Origin of the sequence: Dyella marensis (assembly GCF_900112865.1) — a bacterium.
Lineage (GTDB): Bacteria > Pseudomonadota > Gammaproteobacteria > Xanthomonadales > Rhodanobacteraceae > Dyella_D > Dyella_D marensis_A.
On sequence record NZ_FONH01000005.1, the window covers coordinates 41,703 to 58,070 of the forward strand.

General features: G+C 68.4%; 19 protein-coding genes. 11 read left to right on the top strand and 8 right to left on the bottom strand.

The genetic code is table 11. From position 1 onward, the window contains the following. Positions 1-4 precede the first annotated feature (4 nt). Positions 5-601 (top strand): GNAT family N-acetyltransferase, encoded by a 597-nt coding sequence (locus BM172_RS09665; RefSeq protein WP_051548687.1) that lies wholly within the window; start codon positions 5-7, stop codon positions 599-601. A gap of 4 nt (positions 602-605) precedes the next feature. Here BM172_RS09665 and BM172_RS09670 read toward each other — a convergent pair whose 3' ends face one another. Continuing rightward, complete coding sequence (locus BM172_RS09670; RefSeq protein WP_026635340.1) at positions 606-1,259, bottom strand: hypothetical protein; 654 nt, start codon at positions 1,257-1,259, stop codon at positions 606-608. 21 nt (positions 1,260-1,280) lie between these two features. Beyond that, entirely contained in the window at positions 1,281-1,529 is a 249-nt protein-coding gene (locus tag BM172_RS09675) for a hypothetical protein (RefSeq protein ID WP_026635341.1), read from the bottom strand. Between the two features lie 183 nt (positions 1,530-1,712). Between BM172_RS09675 and sctU the strand changes: the two genes are divergently transcribed. Next, positions 1,713-2,786, top strand: coding sequence for a type III secretion system export apparatus subunit SctU (gene sctU / locus BM172_RS09680; protein WP_026635342.1), 1,074 nt, complete (start codon positions 1,713-1,715; stop codon positions 2,784-2,786). A 43-nt stretch (positions 2,787-2,829) separates the two neighbouring features. On the opposite strand, the gene sctT is transcribed toward sctU, so the two are convergent. Genes sctT through BM172_RS09710 form a run of 6 tightly spaced genes read right to left on the bottom strand, consistent with a single transcriptional unit; the run spans position 2,830 to position 7,240 of the window. After that, positions 2,830-3,624: a type III secretion system export apparatus subunit SctT gene (sctT, locus tag BM172_RS09685; protein WP_051548689.1), complete on the bottom strand. Its 795-nt coding sequence runs from the start codon at positions 3,622-3,624 to the stop codon at positions 2,830-2,832. A 7-nt stretch (positions 3,625-3,631) separates the two neighbouring features. Further along, positions 3,632-3,898: a type III secretion system export apparatus subunit SctS gene (sctS, locus tag BM172_RS09690; RefSeq protein WP_026635343.1), complete on the bottom strand. Its 267-nt coding sequence runs from the start codon at positions 3,896-3,898 to the stop codon at positions 3,632-3,634. Positions 3,899-3,907: 9 nt separating this feature from the next. Then, positions 3,908-4,573, bottom strand: a complete 666-nt coding sequence (gene sctR / locus BM172_RS09695) for a type III secretion system export apparatus subunit SctR (RefSeq protein WP_026635344.1) — start codon at positions 4,571-4,573, stop codon at positions 3,908-3,910. 2 nt (positions 4,574-4,575) lie between these two features. Then, positions 4,576-5,547 carry a FliM/FliN family flagellar motor switch protein gene (locus BM172_RS09700; protein ID WP_026635345.1) on the bottom strand — a complete coding sequence of 324 codons (972 nt, stop codon included), beginning with the start codon at positions 5,545-5,547 and terminating at the stop codon, positions 4,576-4,578. A gap of 2 nt (positions 5,548-5,549) precedes the next feature. Further along, on the bottom strand, positions 5,550-6,149 hold the full coding sequence (locus tag BM172_RS09705; protein ID WP_026635346.1) for a response regulator transcription factor: 600 nt from the start codon (positions 6,147-6,149) through the stop codon (positions 5,550-5,552). Continuing rightward, on the bottom strand, positions 6,146-7,240 hold the full coding sequence (locus tag BM172_RS09710) for a sensor histidine kinase (RefSeq protein ID WP_051548691.1): 1,095 nt from the start codon (positions 7,238-7,240) through the stop codon (positions 6,146-6,148). Before BM172_RS09710 ends, BM172_RS09705 begins: the two co-directional genes overlap by 4 nt. Positions 7,241-7,342: 102 nt before the next feature. Here BM172_RS09710 and fliO point away from each other — a divergent pair, with 102 nt between their 5' ends. From fliO to BM172_RS09755, 9 genes are all read left to right on the top strand, one after another. Continuing rightward, positions 7,343-7,675, top strand: coding sequence for a flagellar biosynthetic protein FliO (gene fliO, locus BM172_RS09715; RefSeq protein WP_090423572.1), 333 nt, complete (start codon positions 7,343-7,345; stop codon positions 7,673-7,675). A gap of 380 nt (positions 7,676-8,055) precedes the next feature. Next, positions 8,056-10,131, top strand: coding sequence for a type III secretion system export apparatus subunit SctV (sctV, locus tag BM172_RS09720; RefSeq protein WP_051548696.1), 2,076 nt, complete (start codon positions 8,056-8,058; stop codon positions 10,129-10,131). 66 nt (positions 10,132-10,197) lie between these two features. Continuing rightward, on the top strand, positions 10,198-12,147 hold the full coding sequence (gene sctC, locus BM172_RS09725) for a type III secretion system outer membrane ring subunit SctC (RefSeq protein WP_026635349.1): 1,950 nt from the start codon (positions 10,198-10,200) through the stop codon (positions 12,145-12,147). Between the two features lie 4 nt (positions 12,148-12,151). Beyond that, a complete protein-coding gene (locus tag BM172_RS09730) occupies positions 12,152-13,471 on the top strand; it encodes an FHA domain-containing protein (protein ID WP_026635350.1) in 1,320 nt (439 codons plus the stop codon). Between the two features lie 30 nt (positions 13,472-13,501). Then, the gene (locus BM172_RS09735) at positions 13,502-13,840 is read left to right on the top strand and encodes a hypothetical protein (protein WP_197022866.1); all 339 of its coding nucleotides are present in this window, start codon (positions 13,502-13,504) and stop codon (positions 13,838-13,840) included. A 27-nt stretch (positions 13,841-13,867) separates the two neighbouring features. Then, complete coding sequence (locus BM172_RS09740) at positions 13,868-14,272, top strand: hypothetical protein (protein WP_143096495.1); 405 nt, start codon at positions 13,868-13,870, stop codon at positions 14,270-14,272. A 12-nt stretch (positions 14,273-14,284) separates the two neighbouring features. After that, positions 14,285-15,070 carry a hypothetical protein gene (locus BM172_RS09745; RefSeq protein ID WP_051548700.1) on the top strand — a complete coding sequence of 262 codons (786 nt, stop codon included), beginning with the start codon at positions 14,285-14,287 and terminating at the stop codon, positions 15,068-15,070. Further along, positions 15,060-15,743: a hypothetical protein gene (locus BM172_RS09750; RefSeq protein ID WP_026635352.1), complete on the top strand. Its 684-nt coding sequence runs from the start codon at positions 15,060-15,062 to the stop codon at positions 15,741-15,743. Before BM172_RS09745 ends, BM172_RS09750 begins: the two co-directional genes overlap by 11 nt. Then, complete coding sequence (locus tag BM172_RS09755; RefSeq protein ID WP_026635353.1) at positions 15,740-16,366, top strand: FliH/SctL family protein; 627 nt, start codon at positions 15,740-15,742, stop codon at positions 16,364-16,366. The genes BM172_RS09750 and BM172_RS09755 overlap by 4 nt, the downstream gene beginning before the upstream one ends. The last annotated feature ends 2 nt before the right edge of the window (positions 16,367-16,368 follow it).

Sequence of the window (16,368 nt, forward strand, 5' to 3'; positions counted from 1 at the left end):
GGCCATGAGCGACACGGCGGAACGGCAAGTCACGGCGCGCTCCGCGGCGCCGGCCGTCGGCGTGGAAATCGCCCGCAGCCGCCGCATCCGCCTGCGCCAGCTCAGCTATGGCGATATTCCCTGGCTCAGCCGTCTATACGCCCAGCCGCAGGCACGCATGCTGCAGCTGGACGATTGCCCGACGCGCTTTTTCGAAGTGGCCGCGCTGGTGGCCTGGGTCAACCAGGTCTATGCGAAGCATCGCGGCCTAGGCATCTGGCGCGCCGATGTGGTCGGCGGCGAATTCCTCGGCACTTTCTCGCTCATGCCGCTCGAAGCGACCGCCGAGGTGGAGATCAGTGCGCGCCTCACGGCCGAGGCATGGGGCCGCTGGTATGTGATCGAAGGCGGCCGGCTGCTGTGCCGGCATGCCTTCGTAACGCTTGGCCTGCCGAGGTTGGCGGCGCATGCGCACCCCGACAACGAAGCGGCGGCGCGCGTACTCGAGCGGCTCGGCTTCCGCGAAACAGCGTCTTGCACGTATGCCGGCAAGGCGGCCCGCCGCTTCGAACTTGCCGCGGCCGAATGGGTCGCCGCAGAGGCGGCACCGGCCCGGGCCTGAGCGCTCAAAGCCGATGCACGATCCACCCCGGCGGCACCGGCGTGCTCGGCGCATCGCCGCGCAACGCGGCGCGCACCACCTCGTCGGGCGTGCTTTCCGGCTTGCGCCAGCGCTGCGCCAGGCGGCTGAGGATGTCGCGCGTATCGCGGGTGTAGGTGCCTTCCAGTTCGCCGCCGGCGTCGGAGCCGAGCTTGCCGGCGTAGAGCTCGCGCAGTTCCGGATTCAGGTCGAACAGCGCCAGCAGCTTGCGCACCGCATCGGCGTACAGCGCTTCCTCCAGCATCGGGCGCTGCGTCTGCTGGCAATGCCACACGGTGAGGTATTCGATCGGGCCGAGCAGGCGGCGGCGCGTGAGCGAACTCATGCCGTCGCCGCTGGAGCCACCCCAGGCGCTCAACGGCCCGCTCGGCAGGTCCATGCGCCGCGCGGCGGCCGCCAGCAGATCGGCCACCAGCTGCTTTGCCGCCGAGTCCTCGCTCTCGGCCACGATCAGCAGGACTTTCAGGAAGACCGGATAGGCCTCGTCGCCGAGCTGGCGCACCAGGCGCTTGGCCAAGGCAAGGCGCATCTCGACGGAAGGCTCATGCTGTAGCGCGCCGATCAGCCGCCGCGTGGTTTCCAGCAGCGGTGCAGCGAGAGGTTGCAGCTGGGCGCTCATGCGGGCGCTCGCGTGCCCGGCTCAGCCGAGCGGGGCCAGGATGTGGCTGACGACCTGGTCCAGTTGCGCGCCGCCGCCCGGCGGCGCCGCACCGGTACCGCCCAGCAGGCGCTCCGCCGCGCTGGTGCCGGCCCACACGTCCAGGCCCAGCAGCTGGCTGCCGTGGCTTGCCGGCAGGCGCTGCGCCAGTCCCTGGGCCGCCAGCGCATGCAGGGCGCCGACATCGAGGGACGGCGCGAGCGGACGCGACTGGACTTCGGGAAGGTTCATGGCACCTGGAGGTATGGATTCGATGCGTGACATCAGTCTAGGTCTCGCTTGGGCGCTGAATCAGCTGGGGTAATCCCTAGGTGGCCGTCGGCCGCAAGCCTGTCCACACTGGCGCCCCGGTCACGGTGAAGGCCCAACGTCAGGCCGTAGCATCGGTTGACCGCAACGCGCGCGAGCGGACTCATGGCCGGGCAGAACAAGGACAGCGGTGACCGCACCGAAAAACCGACGCCCAAGCGCTTGCGCGACGCCCGCAAGGAAGGCGACGTCCACAAGAGCCGCGAGCTGACCAGCACGGTCCTGGTGCTCGCCTGGCTGTTGATGGTGATGCTGGGCATGCCGCTGATCCGCGCTCGTCTCGCCGGATTGTTCGATACCACCCTGGCGGGCCTCAATCAGCCATTTGGCCAGGCGCTGCACACGGTGGGACTGGCCACGCTGGAAGCTTTCCTGTGGCTCACCCTGCCCTTCCTGCTGGGCGCCGTGGCGGTGGGCGTGATGGTGGAATTCCTGCAGGTAGGGCCGGTATTCGCGCCCAAGAAGCTCAAACCCGACGCCAGTCGGCTCAATCCCGCCGAAGGCATCAAGCGGCTGTTCTCGCAGGAGAACCTGGTCGAGGTGATCAAGGCCATCGCCAAGAGCGGCCTGCTGATCGGCCTGTTTGCCTGGGTGCTGTTCGCCCTGATCGGCCAGTTCGCGCTGCTGCCGCAGGCACCGCCGGAGATGCTGGGCGAGGCGCATTGGGTTGCGGTGAAGCGCCTGGCCACCGGCGTGATCTTCGTATTCTTTTTCGTCTCGGTGCTCGATGCGTTCTACCAGCGCTACGCCTTCACCAGGAAGATGAAAATGAGCCGCCGCGACATCAAGCAGGAGCTCAAGGACAACGAAGGCGACCCGATGGTGAAAGGCCGCCGCCGCCAGCTGCACCAGGAGTGGGCGCAGCAGAACACGCTGGCCGGCGTGCGCAGCGCCAGCGTGGTGGTGACCAATCCCACGCACCTGGCGATCGCCATCCGCTACCAGCAGGGCGAGGACGACCTGCCGGTGATCGTGGCCAAGGGCGAGGACCACGAAGCCGCGCTGATCCGCCAGGCCGCCGAGGAAGCCGGCGTGCCGATCATGCGCAACGTCATGCTGGCGCGCGGCCTGTACGAGAAAGTGGAAGTGGACGAATTCCTGCCGTCCGATTTCTTCGAGGCGGTGGCCGAGCTGTTGCGCTGGGCCGAATCGATCCGCGATTCGCGCGATGGAAAATAGGCCAGTGGAAATAGGCCAATGGAAAATAGGCTTGAACAGGTGACTACAGGATCGACTGCAGCACCTTGAGCAAACCGCGGTTCTCGTACAGCTTGCGCATCACCACTTCGACCATCGCGCCCAGCGCCAGCAGCAGCACCCAGGTCGACATCCATGCCTTGATCGGCATCGCCAGCGCGAACACATTGAGCTGCTGCGCGTAGCGGTTGACCAGGCCCAGCGCGATATCCACCAGCGACATCACCACCAGCGCCGGCGCCGACAGCACCAGCACGGCAGTCATCAGATAATTGAACTGGCCGATGAAGAAATCCATGCCGCCGGCCTTCAGCGGCGGCAGCACGCTGGCCACCGGCCACAGCGCGTAGCTGGACATCAGCAGGTCCAGGAACACGGTGAACGCACCGCTGACCATGAACAGCCACGTCGCCACCTGCATCAGGAATACGCTGGTCAGCGTGCTCTGCTGGCCGGCGATCGGGTCCATGTCCATCGACATCGACGAGCCGGCCTTGGTGTCGATCACCGCGCCGGCCGCGCCCAGCGCCCAGAACACCAGGCCGAAGCAGAAGCCGATCAACAGGCCCAGGAAGACTTCCTTGCCCAGCACCGCGATCCAGTTGGCGCCGGTCATCACCGTCATGCTCGGGCTGGCCGCAGCGGCGAGCGGATAGGCCAGGATCGCCAGGCTCACGTAGAAGCTGTTGCGCACCAGCGCCGGCACCGTCTCCGAGCTCATCAGCGGCAGCACCAGGAAAGCCGCGACGATGCGCGGCAAGGTCAGCGCCACGCCGGTGAGCTGGTCGCCCAGGTACTGCACGGAAAACGCATCGGTCATGGCGCGCTCAATGCAGCATGCCGGGGAAGCCGCTGAACAGGCGGTCGGCGAACTTGAACAGCGTGCCGCCCAGCATCGCTGCGGTACCGAGCAGCGCCACCACCACCACCACGAATTTCACCGCGTAGGGAAAGGTCTGCTCCTGGATCTGCGTGGCCGCCTGCAGGAAGGCCACCAGCAGGCCGGCGATCGCCGCGGCGAGGATCGGCGGCGCGGACAGCACCAGCACCAGCCACAGGGCTTCGCGGGCAAGCTGGATTTCCTGATCGAACATGCCCGCCTCCTATTGGTAGGTCATCACCAGGCCATGGATCAGCTTGGCCCAGCCGCTGAGCAGCACGAACAGCAACAGCTTGAACGGCAGCGACACCATGGTCGGCGACAGCATCATCATGCCCATCGCCAACAGGATGTTGGACACCACCAGGTCGATCACCAGGAACGGCAGGAAGATCAGGAAGCCGATCTGGAAGGCCTGGGTCAGCTCGCTCACCGTGAACGCCGGCACGATCACCAGGTAATCCTCGTTAGTGATGTCGGCCTGGCGATCCGGCGGCAGCAGGCGCTTGGCGCTGGCCAGGAAGAAGCCGCGCTCGCCTTCGTTGCTGTGCTTGATCAGGAAGCGCCGCAGCGGCTCCTTGCCGGACTGCACCAGCTGGCCGAGCTTTTCCATGGTCATCGGCCCCGGCGCCTGCGTGCTCATCTGCGTCTGCACGTCGCGGTAGCTGTCGCCGATCACCGGATTCATCACGTAGATCGACAGGATGATCGCCAGGCCGTTGATCACCACGTTCGGCGGCACCTGCTGCAGTCCCAGCGCGTTGCGCAGCAGGCTCAGCACCACCACGATCTTGGTGAACGAAGTGACCATCACCGCGACGAACGGCGCCATCGCCAGCGCCACCACCATGGTGATGACCAGCGCCGGCGAGAAGCTGTTGAAATCCATGCTCAGTCCTTTTGCGCAATGCGTACGCCCAGCCAGTCGCCCAGCCGCACCACCGTGCCTTCGCCGTAGCGCCGGCCGCCGAGCATGATCCCGACGGTGGCGCCGACCAGCGCACCGTCGACCTGGAGCAGGCTGCCGGGGCGCAGCTGGCCCAGGTCGTCCAGGCCCATGCTCAGCCGGGTCAGCAGGAACAGCGGACGCGCCGTCTCGCCGCCCGCCGTCAGCAGGGGGCGCTGCGAGATCTGCCATTCGCCTTGGCGGCGCTGCACGGGCCAGCCTTCGGGCAGGCCGAAAATGTGGCGCGCGCTTTCGTCGTCCGGCTGCAGGCGCGCCTCGAAGTCCGCTTCCTGGCCGATCACCAGCACGTCGCCGGGCGCGAGTGCGGCGGCGGCCGCGGCGTCCAGCACATGGCCCGGCACGACCAGGCGCAACGACAGTGAGCTGACATCGCCGATCAGCGCGGGCCGCGCCGGATCCTGCCGCCATTCGGAACGTGCGGCGAGCATGCGCAGGTCCGCTTCGCCGAAGCCGACCCAGCCGCCGCTGCTGCCGCCGTCGTGTTCCTGCCAGAGCAGGTTCAGCCAGAGCTTGTCGCGCTCGCCGCCGATCGGCAGGAAGGCGGCGGGCAGCAGCTCTTGTCCGAGCAGTGCGCCCAGCGCCGCGACCATGGCTTCGTGCGCGAGCGACCACGCCAGCAGGCGCGCCTCGCCGTCGTAGTCCTGCCAGCGCGCGTCGCCCAGCGGGCTTTCGCCGTGCTCCTGCTCCAGCGCGAGCCAGCACGAGCCGCCGGCATGATCCAGGCGCACGCACGGCAAGCCGGCGGCATGGCGCTGGCCGCGACCGGCCAGCAGGGTGAGTACGCCGACGGCATCCGCCTGCGCCAATACGTTGCCGCGCGACAGCAGCGCACGGGCGGCGGCGAGCAGGCCCTCGCCGGGCGGGAGCATGGCCGGGACGGCCTCGATGGCGACCATGCTCAAGCCTGGCCCAGCACGGCGCGGGTCAGCTCGACCACGTTGTGCGCACCGAGCTTGGCCATCAGGTTGGCGCGGTGCAGCTCGACGGTCTTGGGGCTGATCTTCAGATCGTCGGCGATCACTTTGTTGAGCTTGCCGCTCATGATCCCGTCCAGCACTTGCCGCTCGCGCCGGGTCAGGTTGGCCAGCGCGCCGGAGGCCGCCTGCGGTGCGTGCGCGGACAGCGCCGACTGGATCGCCTCGATCAGCAGCGGCGCATCGAACGGCTTCTCGATGAAATTGGCGGCGCCATGGCGCATCGCATCCACCGCCAGCGGCACGTCGCCATGGCCGGTGACGAAGATCAGCGGCAGCGCGAGGCCGCGATGGGCCAGTTCGCTCTGCAGCTCCAGCCCGCTCATGCCGGGCATGCGGATGTCGCTCACCACGCAGCTGCGCGCCGGCGGCGGGTGGCGGGTGATTTCCTTCAGCAGGGCTTCGGCGCTGGGAAAGGCCTGCACCTCGAAGCCGGTCTGCTCGAGGATCCACACACAGGAGTCGCGGAACTCCTGGTGGTCGTCGACCAGGTAGATGCGGGTGCCATGATGGGCGGATGTCATGCAGCGTTCCCTCGTGGCACGGTGAACGCCATGGCGCAGCCGCCGTGCCCTTCCGGGTTCGGTTCGGCGAACAGGCGTCCCTCGTGGTACTCGACGATCGAGCGGCAGATGGCCAGGCCGATCCCCAGTCCGTCGGGCTTGGTGGTGTACAGCGGCGTGAACAGCCGCTGCATGTCGGCGGCGCCGAGGCCGCAGCCCTGGTCGACCACGCGGATCTCCACCATGCCGTCGTAGTCCACCCGCGCGGTGACGCGGATGCCGCGGCGCGCGGGCGGCGTTTCGCGCATCGCCTCGATCGCGTTCTTGATCAGGTTGAGCAGTACCTGCTCGATCATCACGCGGTCGGCGAAGACCGGCGGCAGGTCGGCCGGCAGCGCGTCCACGATGGCGACCTGGAACTGCTCGGCCTCCAGTCGCAGCAGCTCGATCACGCCGTGCACCAGTGCGTGCGCATCCAGGTTCTGCCGGTGCGGCTCGCGGCTGCGCACGAATTCGCGGATGCTGCCGATGATCTGCGCGGCGCGCTCGGCCTGGCGCTTGGCCAGGCGGATGCCCTGCAGCAGGTGGCCGGATTCCGGCGCCTCGCCGGCCAGCTGCTCGCAGCCGCTCAGGTAATTCACCGCCGCGGCCAGCGGCTGGTTGAGTTCATGCGCCAGCGTGGTAGCCATCTCGCCCACGCTCATCATGCGCGAGGTGGACAGCAGCTGCTCGTGCTGCGCCTGGTGGCGGCGCAACAGGTCGATGCACTCGCTGATATTGGTGATGAACAGCGCCTCGGCCGGCGCGCCAGTGCGCGGCGGGCTGTTCTCGATGCGGTACCAGCGCCGCGTCTGCGCGGCGTAGTAGATCGGCTTGCCGCCCTGGCCGCCGGTGCGCTCGAACGCGGCGTCGAACTGTTCGCGCGAGGGTGCGGCGTCGAACTGGGGGAATTCCTGGCGGAAGGCCTCGTTGTGCGCCAGGGCGGTGCCGTCGCGTCGGTCGAACGCGATGCAGGGCCACGGAACCGCGTCGATCCATGCATATCCCTGTGCTGCGTCGACGGCCGCGTTCCGTGCGGGCGTCGGCTTGCGGTGAATCCGGGTCACAGGCATCGTGACGATCCTTGATCGAGCAGGTGTGTCGCGCGTTCGCCCCCCATGACGAATGACACAGTGGCCAGGTTTATTTGTCTTTTTTGGAATGGGAATAATGCCATGAAGAGATTACTTAGCAACGTCATGGCCGGATTAACTTGGCCGTCCGTCGCATTGGCCGCCGATAGCCCCGAGGGCGGCAGCCTCTGGTTAGGCCTTTTATTACCGTTGATAGCGGTCTGCGCGGCCCTGCTGGCATGGCTGTGGTGGCTGCGCAAGGGCCAGACGCTGCGCGGCCCCGGCGGGCCGCTCAAAGTGGTGCAGGCCGTGGCTGTAGGCGCCCGCGAGCGCGTAGTGGTGGTGGATGCGGCCGAGCGCCGGCTGGTGCTGGGGGTGACCGCGCAGCGGGTGGAGCTGATCGCCGAATTACGGCGTGATGACAATGCGAAATAGCGTGATCAATATCACGCAAATAGCGTGATTGAAGCGTTGGTTTGGATTATCTCCCGGGTGTGAATTTCATTTTCACGAAAGTGAATCATAAAACCTAGGGTTTTCCCTAGGTACCGATTTTCAGGGGCGCTGTGTAGGTTGCCACTTCACCGAGCGCCGACAGGGGGCGTCAGGCTGAAGCGGATCGCGCCTTCATGTGCGCGGCGTCATCGGCAACGGCAGTGGGAAAGGGCGTTTCCATTCGCTCAATGGACGAGTGTGTCCGGTTGCCGGAGTGGTGTGCGTGGTCAGCGTGGCGAGACCTACAAGGTGGCAAGTCGCCGGTGTTCGCGTCGCGATGAGCGGCGCCGATCGCGCGATGCGCCGCACGCGGATGCGCCATGGCGCTTGAAGCGATCTTCTCGCGGCTGGCGCCCGGCGCCGGCGGTTCGCGCAGCTATAGCGACCTGGTGCTGGTCGCCGGCGTGGTGGCGATCATCGGCCTGATGATCCTGCCGCTGCCGATGGTGGCGATCGACGCCCTGGTGGCGCTCAACATGCTCATAGGCGTCGGCCTGCTGCTGATCGCCATCTATATCCCCACGCCCGTCGCCTTCTCCAGCTTCCCCAGCGTGCTGCTGCTGACCACGCTGTTCCGCCTGGCGCTGTCGATCGCCATCACCCGCTCGATCCTGCTCAATGCCGATGGCGGCCACATCATCGACACCTTCGGCAACATGGTGGTGGGCGGCAACCTGATCGTGGGCCTGGTGGTGTTCCTGATCATCACGGTGGTGCAGTTCATCGTGGTGGCCAAGGGCGCCGAGCGCGTCGCCGAAGTCGCCGCGCGCTTCTCGCTGGACGCCATGCCCGGCAAGCAGCTGTCGATCGACTCGGACCTGCGCTCGGGCCTGCTCGAGAAGGACGAGGCGCGCCGCCGCCGCCGCCTGCTGGAGATCGAAAGCCAGCTGCACGGCTCGCTCGACGGCGCCATGAAATTCGTCAAGGGCGACGCCATCGCCGGCATCGTGATCATCGTGATCAACCTGCTCGGCGGCCTGGGTGTGGGCGTGATGATGCACGACATGAGCGTGGGCGACGCCGTGCATACCTATAGCGTGCTCACCATCGGCGACGGCCTGGTCGCGCAGATCCCGGCCCTGCTCGCCTCGATCTCCGCCGGCCTGATCGTCACCCGCACCGCGGGCGACGAGGAGGACCGCAACCTCGGCGCGATCATCGCGCGCCAGATCTCCGGCGAGCCGCGGGTGACCATGATCATCGGCTGCATCGCGCTGGGCATGATGCTGGTGCCGGGCTTTCCGATCGTGGTGTTCCTGCCGCTGGGCGTGATCCTGGTCGGCATCGCCTCCTGGCGCATGCGCGAGCGCGTGGGCTTCCTGCGCCGCCTGTTCAAGGTGCCGGAAAGCCAGGCCGAGCTGCTGCCGCCGGATGTCGCCGACAGCGACGTGCTGCTGCCCTCGGCGCCGCTGCTGCTGGAAGTGCACATGACCGCGCTGCAGGCGCTGGGCAGCAACCAGGTGCGCAACCTGCTGCGCCAGGTGGTGGGCGGCCTGCGCGAGGACTACGGCGTGCCGCTGCCCAAGCCGGCCTTGCGCGCCGGCCTGCAGCTGCCCGAACAGGGCTACGCGCTGTATGCCTACGGCGTGCGCATCGCGCACGGCGCACTGCGTCCGGGCCAGCTGTTCCTGCCCGGTCGCGCCGCATTGCCGCCGGCGCCTTCGGCAGAGACCGGGGCGCTGGCGCCGGAAGGCGTGAGCGGCTTCCCCGGCCGCTGGATCCCGCGCGACGGTGCGCGCCAGGCCCAGGCCCAGGCGCTGGATGCGCAGCAGGTGCTGCACGAACACATCCGCATGGCGCTGGAGCGGCATTTGTCGCTGTTCGTCGGCATCCAGGAAACCTCCAATCTCTCCAACGGCCTCAGCCGCGACTACCCCGACCTGGTGCGCGAGATGCTGCGCGTGGTGTCGCCGCAGCGCGTGGCCGAAGTGCTCAAGCGCCTGGTCGAGGAACGCGTGCCGATCCGCCAGCTGCGCGACGTGTTCGAAGCGATCACCGACGCCGCCAGCCGCGAGAAGGACATCGTGCTGGTGGCCGAATACGTGCGCATGGCACTGCGCCGCCACCTCAGCTACCGCTACGCCGACGACAACCACGTGCTGCGCGTGCTGGTCGCGCGCCCGGAGCTGGAAGAGCGCCTGCGCCGCTCGGTCCACACCGGCCCGGCCGGCACCCAGCTGGCGGTGGAGCCGGACCTGGCCGCGCGCCTGCTGGCGCAGATCGGCGAACACGCACGCGGCGAGCACGGCAGCGCGATGGTGCTGCTCAGCTCGATGGACGTGCGCCGCCACCTGCGCAAGCTCACCGAGGCCGAGTACGCCGACATCCCGGTGCTTTCGTATCAGGAACTGGTACCCGACCTGCGTCTGGTGCCGGTGGGACAACTGGCCGTCTGACGGCCGCGACATTCTAAGGCCAAGGAATCCGTGACGATGGGTGATGACAGGGGCAGGAAGATGGGCATGAGCACCCGGCGGGCGCTGGCCTGCGTGGCCGTGCTCGGCCTGATGCTGTACGCCGCGCTGGCGCAGGCGGCCGCGATACCGTTCAAGAAAAGCACCACTGAGATCCAGACCGACAAGACGCTGCGCGAGATCCTGCCGGACTTCTTCCACGACCAGGGCCTGGAAGTGGTGCTGAGCCCGCAGGTCGCCGCGCGCAACGGCACCATCAACGGCGCCTTCAAGGGGACTTATGCCCAGGTGTGGCGCCGCATCGCCGACACCAACGGCCTGCTGGCGTACTGGGACGGCTCGGCCGTCTACGTCTATCTCGATGCGGAGCGCGTCACCGACTACACCAGCGTGCCGCTGCCGCTGGAGCCGCAGTTCGTCTCGGCCATGGGCAGCGTGAACTGGGCCGACGCCGCTACCGGCAACGTGTGGAAGATGGAGCCGAGCACCGGCCTGGTCAGCATCACCGGCACCAAGCGCTTCGTCGAGCAGGTCAAGCAGATGTCGCTGACCATCGCCGGCCTGGGCCAGCACGAGACCACGCGCTTCAAGTTCTACCCGCTGAAGTACGCCTGGGCCTCGGACACCAGCATGAACCTGGGCAACCGCCAGGTGACCGTGCCGGGCGTGGCCAGCGTGCTGCGTGCGCTGGTCAGCGACCAGGCCAGCTACGGCCAGTTCAACGGCGCCAGCGAGCGGCTGGCCTCCGCGCGCCAGCGCGGCCTGCGTGGCCAGGGCCTGGCCGGCCAGGGGCAACAGCCGCCGCCGCCGCTGGGCAACTACACGGTGCCGCCGCAGCAGGACGACGACGGCCTCGCTCCGCCGGCAGCCCAGCTGGCGCCGACCGCGCAGCGCGGCGGCGTGGAAGCGATCGCCGGCAGCGGCGACACGCGCATCGTCGCCGACAGCTTCCGCAACGCGATCATCGTGCGCGACACGCCCGACCGCCTGCCGATGTACGACGAGCTGATCCGCCAGCTCGACGTGGCGCCGCAGATGGTGGAGATCGAAGCCACCATCATCGACGTCAACAAGACCAAGGCGCGCCAGCTCGGCATCAACTGGTTCTACCGCAACCACCGCACCACGGTGGGTTTCCTCAGCGGCAACCAGACGACGGCCGACGCGCTCTACAACAAGGGTCTGCTGCTGGCCGCGCTGGGCCTGGGCGATACCAGCGGCCTGCCGCCGCTGTTCAACAACGGTTTCCAGATCGGCACCATCCTGGGCAATCCCGCCAAGTTCGTGGCGAACATCAATGCGCTGGAGGACGACGGCGTCGCCCACGTGGTCACCCGCCCGCAGGTAATCACCATGAACGACGCCGAGGCGGTGATCCAGAGCAACCAGTCGGTCTACGTGCCGGTGTCCGGCGCCTACAACTCCGATCTCTACAACGTCACCGCCGGCACCACGCTGCGCGTGACGCCGCACCTGGTGATGGAAGACGGCACGCCGCGCATCCGCATGATGGTGCAGATCGAGGACGGCAACATCACCTATTCGGCCAAGGATGCGCAGGACATCTCCTATCCGATCGTCAGCCAGAACGCGGTCAACACGCAGGCGGTGATCCAGGACGGCCAGGGCCTGCTGCTCGGCGGCCTGGTGCAGGACCAGTCGCAGAACAACGAGCACAAGATTCCGTTGCTCGGCGACATCCCGCTGCTGGGTTACCTGTTCAAGACCGTGCAGAAGCAGCGCGCGCATACCGAGCGCCTGTTCCTGATCACGCCGCGCCTGGTGATGCTCAACCACATCAACGGCCAGCAGACGCCCAGCTCGCCGCAGGTGAGCATGGAAAGCCAGGAGCAGCTGGACAAGCAGGAAGCCGACCGCAACGCCTGGTGGAACCACAAGAAGAGCCAGGTCACGCAGCCGGCGCCGTTGCCGGTGATCGTGCAGCAACCGCCGCAGGCGGCACCGGCTCCCACGCCCCAGAAGCGTCCCCCGGAGTAATGCCATGAGCGCCCTGCCCGCCACCCGCCAACGCCCCAGCCAGCCGCCCAAGGTGCAGCTGGCCTTGCGTGTGTTCAGCGGGCTGCATGCGGGTGCGGAGATGCGCCTGCCGCCGCGGGGCATCCTGATGATCGGGCAGGCCGACGACTGCGATCTGATCCTCAACGACGCCGGCATCGCCAATCACCATTGCGTGCTGACCGTGGTCGGCGACCAGGTGCTGCTGCGCGCGATGGACGGCGAAGTGGAAACCCACGACGGCCGCATCGCGATCGGCGAGAACGTCAGCCTGGAGCACTTCGCCCTGGTGCGCCTGGGTGAGGTGCAGTTCGCGGTCGGCCCGCATTGGAGCGAGCGCTGGCAAAGCCTGGGCGACGTCGGCGACGACACGCTGCCCGCGCTCACCGACCGCCAGCTGGCCGGCCGCCGCCGCGGCGTGCTGGCGCTGGCCGGCCTGCTGCTGGCGGTAGCGGCGCTGGTGCTGGCCGGCAGCTGGAAGGTCACCCATCCGGCGGTGGCGGTGCGTGCGACGAGCATGTCCGACCAGCTCGAGCGCGCGCGCGCGATCCTCAACGGATTGTCGCTGCGCCACGTCAGCGCCCTCGCCGGCGAAGGCGGTCACGTGGTGCTGCGCGGGCTGGTGGGCAATGCAGCGCAGCTGCCGCAGCTCAAGCGCAAGCTGTCCGACGCGGGGCTGACCACCGAGCTGACCGTGCGCGACTGGCCCAGCGTGGCCAAGCAGGTCACCGACATCTTCGCCATGCACGGTTACACCGTGCAGACCCAGCTGCTCGACCAGGGTGGCATCGAAGTCGTCGGCCACTTCGGCGACATCGCCAAGGCGGAGAAGGTCAAGAAGGACGTGCTCGGCTCGACCGACATGCAGGATCTCAATGCCGATGCCCTCGGCCTGGCCCTGGCGCTGAAGAACTACGACGAACACGCGCCGGAACCGGTCAAGCCCGATCCGGGCAAGCGCATCCGCCACATCGTGGGCGGGCGCGAGCCGTACCTCGTGACGCGCGACGAGTCGCGCTACTACGTGGGCAACAAGCTGCCGCAGGGCGGCGTGTTCCTTGCCGTCAGCGCGGAGGGAAGCATCCTCCTGCGCATGCCGGACAACCGCTACATGCAATTGGACAAGGCCGACGACTACCAGACCCCGCAGCCGCTCGACGAAGCGGCGGCGACGGTACTGCTGCCGCCGGCCGTGCCGGAATCCGCGGCCTCCGCCGCGGCTCCGGCACCGGAGACGCCCGTCGTCCCGGCCAGGCAGGTCGTCGCCATCGGGGCGAAGACCCAGCAGGCCGCCGGCGGACATTGAGGCGAGCAGTGTCACCACCAGGAGACGAACATGAGCAGCAATAACCCCATCAACGGCAGCGGCACCCAGTTCCCCACCATCAACAACACCATCGCCGGCGGTTCGGCCGCCGCGGGCCGTTCGGCCAGCGACGAGCAGTCCAAAAGCTGGTTCGAAGCCATGGCCAAGGCCTGGGGCAATGCGCTGGACCACCAGGCGTCGAAGGTCACCGATCTCTCCGCCCAGGTGAGCGAGAACGGTTCGGACCAGCCTTCGGTGATGACCCAGCTGACCGCGGAGAGCCTGAAGATGCAGTTCCTCTCCACCAATGCCGCCACCTCGAACAACGCGGTCGGCCAGGCGCTGGAAACCCTCGGCCGCAAGCAGTAATCGCACCTGGTGCCAGGAGGCATGACCATGAACGTGGATCCCACCCAGCTGGTCAACGTCGGCCAGTTCGCGCCGACGGAACCGAAGGTGGCTACGCCGGCGCACGCCGACGACGTGGCCAAGTTCCGCCAGTCCTTCGCCGACGCCGCGCCCGCCAATGCGGTGCAGGCCGGGCAGGTGACGCCGGTGCCGCACGAGATGTCGCCGGAGTTCAAGGCGGTGCTCAACCAGTTCGACTCGCTCAATGGCCGCGCCAATGAGCTGGGGCGTTTGTCGGAAGCGATGAAGGCGAACGGGCGCGATCTCTCGCCCAGCCAGGTGATCGACATGACCCTGAAGTGCCACGAGCTGGTGTTCCAGGCGGAGCTGACCAGCAATGTCGCCAACCGCAGTTCGGAAGGCGTGCAGCAATTGTTCCGCCAGCAGTCCTGAGGTGTTACGGCGATGACCAAGCGTTTCGCAACCCTTGTCCTGCGGCTGGCGGCCCTGGCCTGCGTGCTGGGGCTGCTCGCCGGCTGCAGCCGCGACGTGCTGTACGCCAAGCTGGACGAGCAGCAGGCCAACGAAGTGGTGGCGGCGCTGATCAACGCCGGCCTGGATGCGCAGAAGGAACCGGGCGAGCGCGGCGAGGGCTGGCGGGTGATGCTCGATCGCCGCGACATGCCCGCCGCGGTGGCGGTGCTGCGCGACGCCGGCCTGCCGCACCAGGGCATCGCCAACATCGCGCAGATCTACAAGAAGGACGGTTTCGTGTCCTCGCCGCTGGAGGACAAGCAGCGCTTCGTCTACGCGCGCGAGCAGCAGCTGGGCAATACGCTGCGGCAGTTCGACGGCGTGGTGGATGCGTACGTGTACCTGTCCATTCCGGAGAAGAGTCCGATCGAGGACAAGCCGGTGAGCGGCTCGGCCTCGGTGGTGATCATCGCCCGGCCCAATGCCGGCATCGAGAGCCGCGCGCCGGACATCAAGGCCGCGGTGATGACCGGTACCGAGGGACTGACCGATCCCAGCCGCGTCACCGTGCAGTTCTTCCAGCGCACGCCCAGCGAGATACCGGTGCAGCCGGCGCGCTCGGGCGTGATGCGCGGCGACGTTGCCTCGCTGCTGCTGGTCGGCCTGGCCGCGCTGGCGGTGCTGCTGGCCGGCCTGCTGCTATGGCGCAATCGCGGCGCGCTGATGGGCCACCCGTCGCGCGGAGTGATGCGGCGCGAGGCTCCGGGTGAGCGCTGAGCGCGCCATTCGCCGCTTCCAGGCGCGGACCGTGCTGGACGGTTTGCATCCGGCGCGCTGCCTGGCGTTGCCGGCGCCGCTGCTGGAGCGGGCGCGTGGCTCCGCGCTGGGTCGCCGGCAGCTGGCGCGCGCCGCGCTGCGCGCGCAGCCGCGCGTGTTCGCGCCCGACCAGGAGCGCTGGGCGGCATGGGCGGACGAGGAACCCTGGCTGCTCTGGCCGCAGGCCGAGCTGGATGCATTCACGCGCGAACTCGGCGCCATCGCGCTGGGTCCCGTGGTGCGCGTGACGGTGGAACGCGCTGACGTGCTGTTCCTGCGCGAGGCGCTGGGCCTGGAGCACTGGCGGCGCGCGCAGTCCGCCGATGCCTGGCGCGGTCCCGCGCCCGAGGCGGTGCGCAACATGGGCCGCGCGCTGGTCCAGCGCTGCGAGCGCGACGCCGCCGCCTTGCGCGAGGCCGTGTACGAGCGCGGCAAGATCGAATTCCTAGGTCATGCCGGCCGCCGCGACCCGCGGCTGGCCGAACGCCTGGCCCTGGCCTACGCCAGCGCGCCGGCCTTGCCTTGCGCGAAGGAAGCCTGGCTGCCGGCCGCCACGGTGCCGGCGCTGCTCGCCGCCTTGCTGGCGCCGCCGCCCGATGTCGAAGCGCCCGCCGAACAGAGCCACGCCGAATGAACGCCCAGGCCATGTTCGTCGACCGCGACCGCTTCCAGCTGCTGCTGGACGGCGGCGTGATTCCCGCAGCGGCCTGGACGCCGCTGCAGGAGGCGCAGCGCATCCTGGACGAGGCCAATGCGATCCTGCGCCAGGCGCAGGAAGAGGTGGAGCAGATTCGCGCGCAGGCCAAGTTCGAAGGCCTGGTGGAAGGCCGCGAGCGCGGCCTGCGCGATTGCGCGCGTGCGCTGGAGGCGCTGGTGGTGGCGCGCGCCGCCGCCACGGTGGAACTGCGCCGGCGCTCCAGCGAGATCGCTATCGCCGTGGTGCGGCATATCGCGCCGGCGATCGGCGCCGAGCGCCTGGTCGCCTCGCTGGTGGCCGAAGCGATGCAGAAGCTGGTGTTCGAGCCGCACCTGTTGGTGCGCGTGCACCCGGACGTGGCCGAGCAGGCGCGCGCCGAAGTGGCCGCGCTGGGCGCGGCGGCGGCGCCGGATACCGAGATCATCGGCGACCCGGAACTGGACCGCTTCGACTGCATCATCGAATCGGCCGGCGGCATGGTGCGCGCCGGCTTCAACGAACAGCTCGAGCAGGCGCGGGTGATCCTGGCCGCCGCCGAGCAGAACGGAGCGGCGCCATGAGC

Bases quoted from the DNA above. Each gene is read 5' to 3' on its own strand.
- BM172_RS09665 (WP_051548687.1), top strand. From the start codon at position 5: ATGAGCGACACGGCGGAACGGCAAGTCACGGCGCGCTCCGCGGCGCCG.
- BM172_RS09670 (WP_026635340.1), bottom strand. From the start codon at position 1,259: ATGAGCGCCCAGCTGCAACCTCTCGCTGCACCGCTGCTGGAAACCACG.
- BM172_RS09675 (WP_026635341.1), bottom strand. From the start codon at position 1,529: ATGAACCTTCCCGAAGTCCAGTCGCGTCCGCTCGCGCCGTCCCTCGAT.
- sctU (WP_026635342.1), top strand. From the start codon at position 1,713: ATGGCCGGGCAGAACAAGGACAGCGGTGACCGCACCGAAAAACCGACG.
- sctT (WP_051548689.1), bottom strand. From the start codon at position 3,624: ATGACCGATGCGTTTTCCGTGCAGTACCTGGGCGACCAGCTCACCGGC.
- sctS (WP_026635343.1), bottom strand. From the start codon at position 3,898: ATGTTCGATCAGGAAATCCAGCTTGCCCGCGAAGCCCTGTGGCTGGTG.
- sctR (WP_026635344.1), bottom strand. From the start codon at position 4,573: ATGGATTTCAACAGCTTCTCGCCGGCGCTGGTCATCACCATGGTGGTG.
- BM172_RS09700 (WP_026635345.1), bottom strand. From the start codon at position 5,547: ATGGTCGCCATCGAGGCCGTCCCGGCCATGCTCCCGCCCGGCGAGGGC.
- BM172_RS09705 (WP_026635346.1), bottom strand. From the start codon at position 6,149: ATGACATCCGCCCATCATGGCACCCGCATCTACCTGGTCGACGACCAC.
- BM172_RS09710 (WP_051548691.1), bottom strand. From the start codon at position 7,240: ATGCCTGTGACCCGGATTCACCGCAAGCCGACGCCCGCACGGAACGCG.
- fliO (WP_090423572.1), top strand. From the start codon at position 7,343: ATGAAGAGATTACTTAGCAACGTCATGGCCGGATTAACTTGGCCGTCC.
- sctV (WP_051548696.1), top strand. From the start codon at position 8,056: ATGGCGCTTGAAGCGATCTTCTCGCGGCTGGCGCCCGGCGCCGGCGGT.
- sctC (WP_026635349.1), top strand. From the start codon at position 10,198: ATGAGCACCCGGCGGGCGCTGGCCTGCGTGGCCGTGCTCGGCCTGATG.
- BM172_RS09730 (WP_026635350.1), top strand. From the start codon at position 12,152: ATGAGCGCCCTGCCCGCCACCCGCCAACGCCCCAGCCAGCCGCCCAAG.
- BM172_RS09735 (WP_197022866.1), top strand. From the start codon at position 13,502: ATGAGCAGCAATAACCCCATCAACGGCAGCGGCACCCAGTTCCCCACC.
- BM172_RS09740 (WP_143096495.1), top strand. From the start codon at position 13,868: ATGAACGTGGATCCCACCCAGCTGGTCAACGTCGGCCAGTTCGCGCCG.
- BM172_RS09745 (WP_051548700.1), top strand. From the start codon at position 14,285: ATGACCAAGCGTTTCGCAACCCTTGTCCTGCGGCTGGCGGCCCTGGCC.
- BM172_RS09755 (WP_026635353.1), top strand. From the start codon at position 15,740: ATGAACGCCCAGGCCATGTTCGTCGACCGCGACCGCTTCCAGCTGCTG.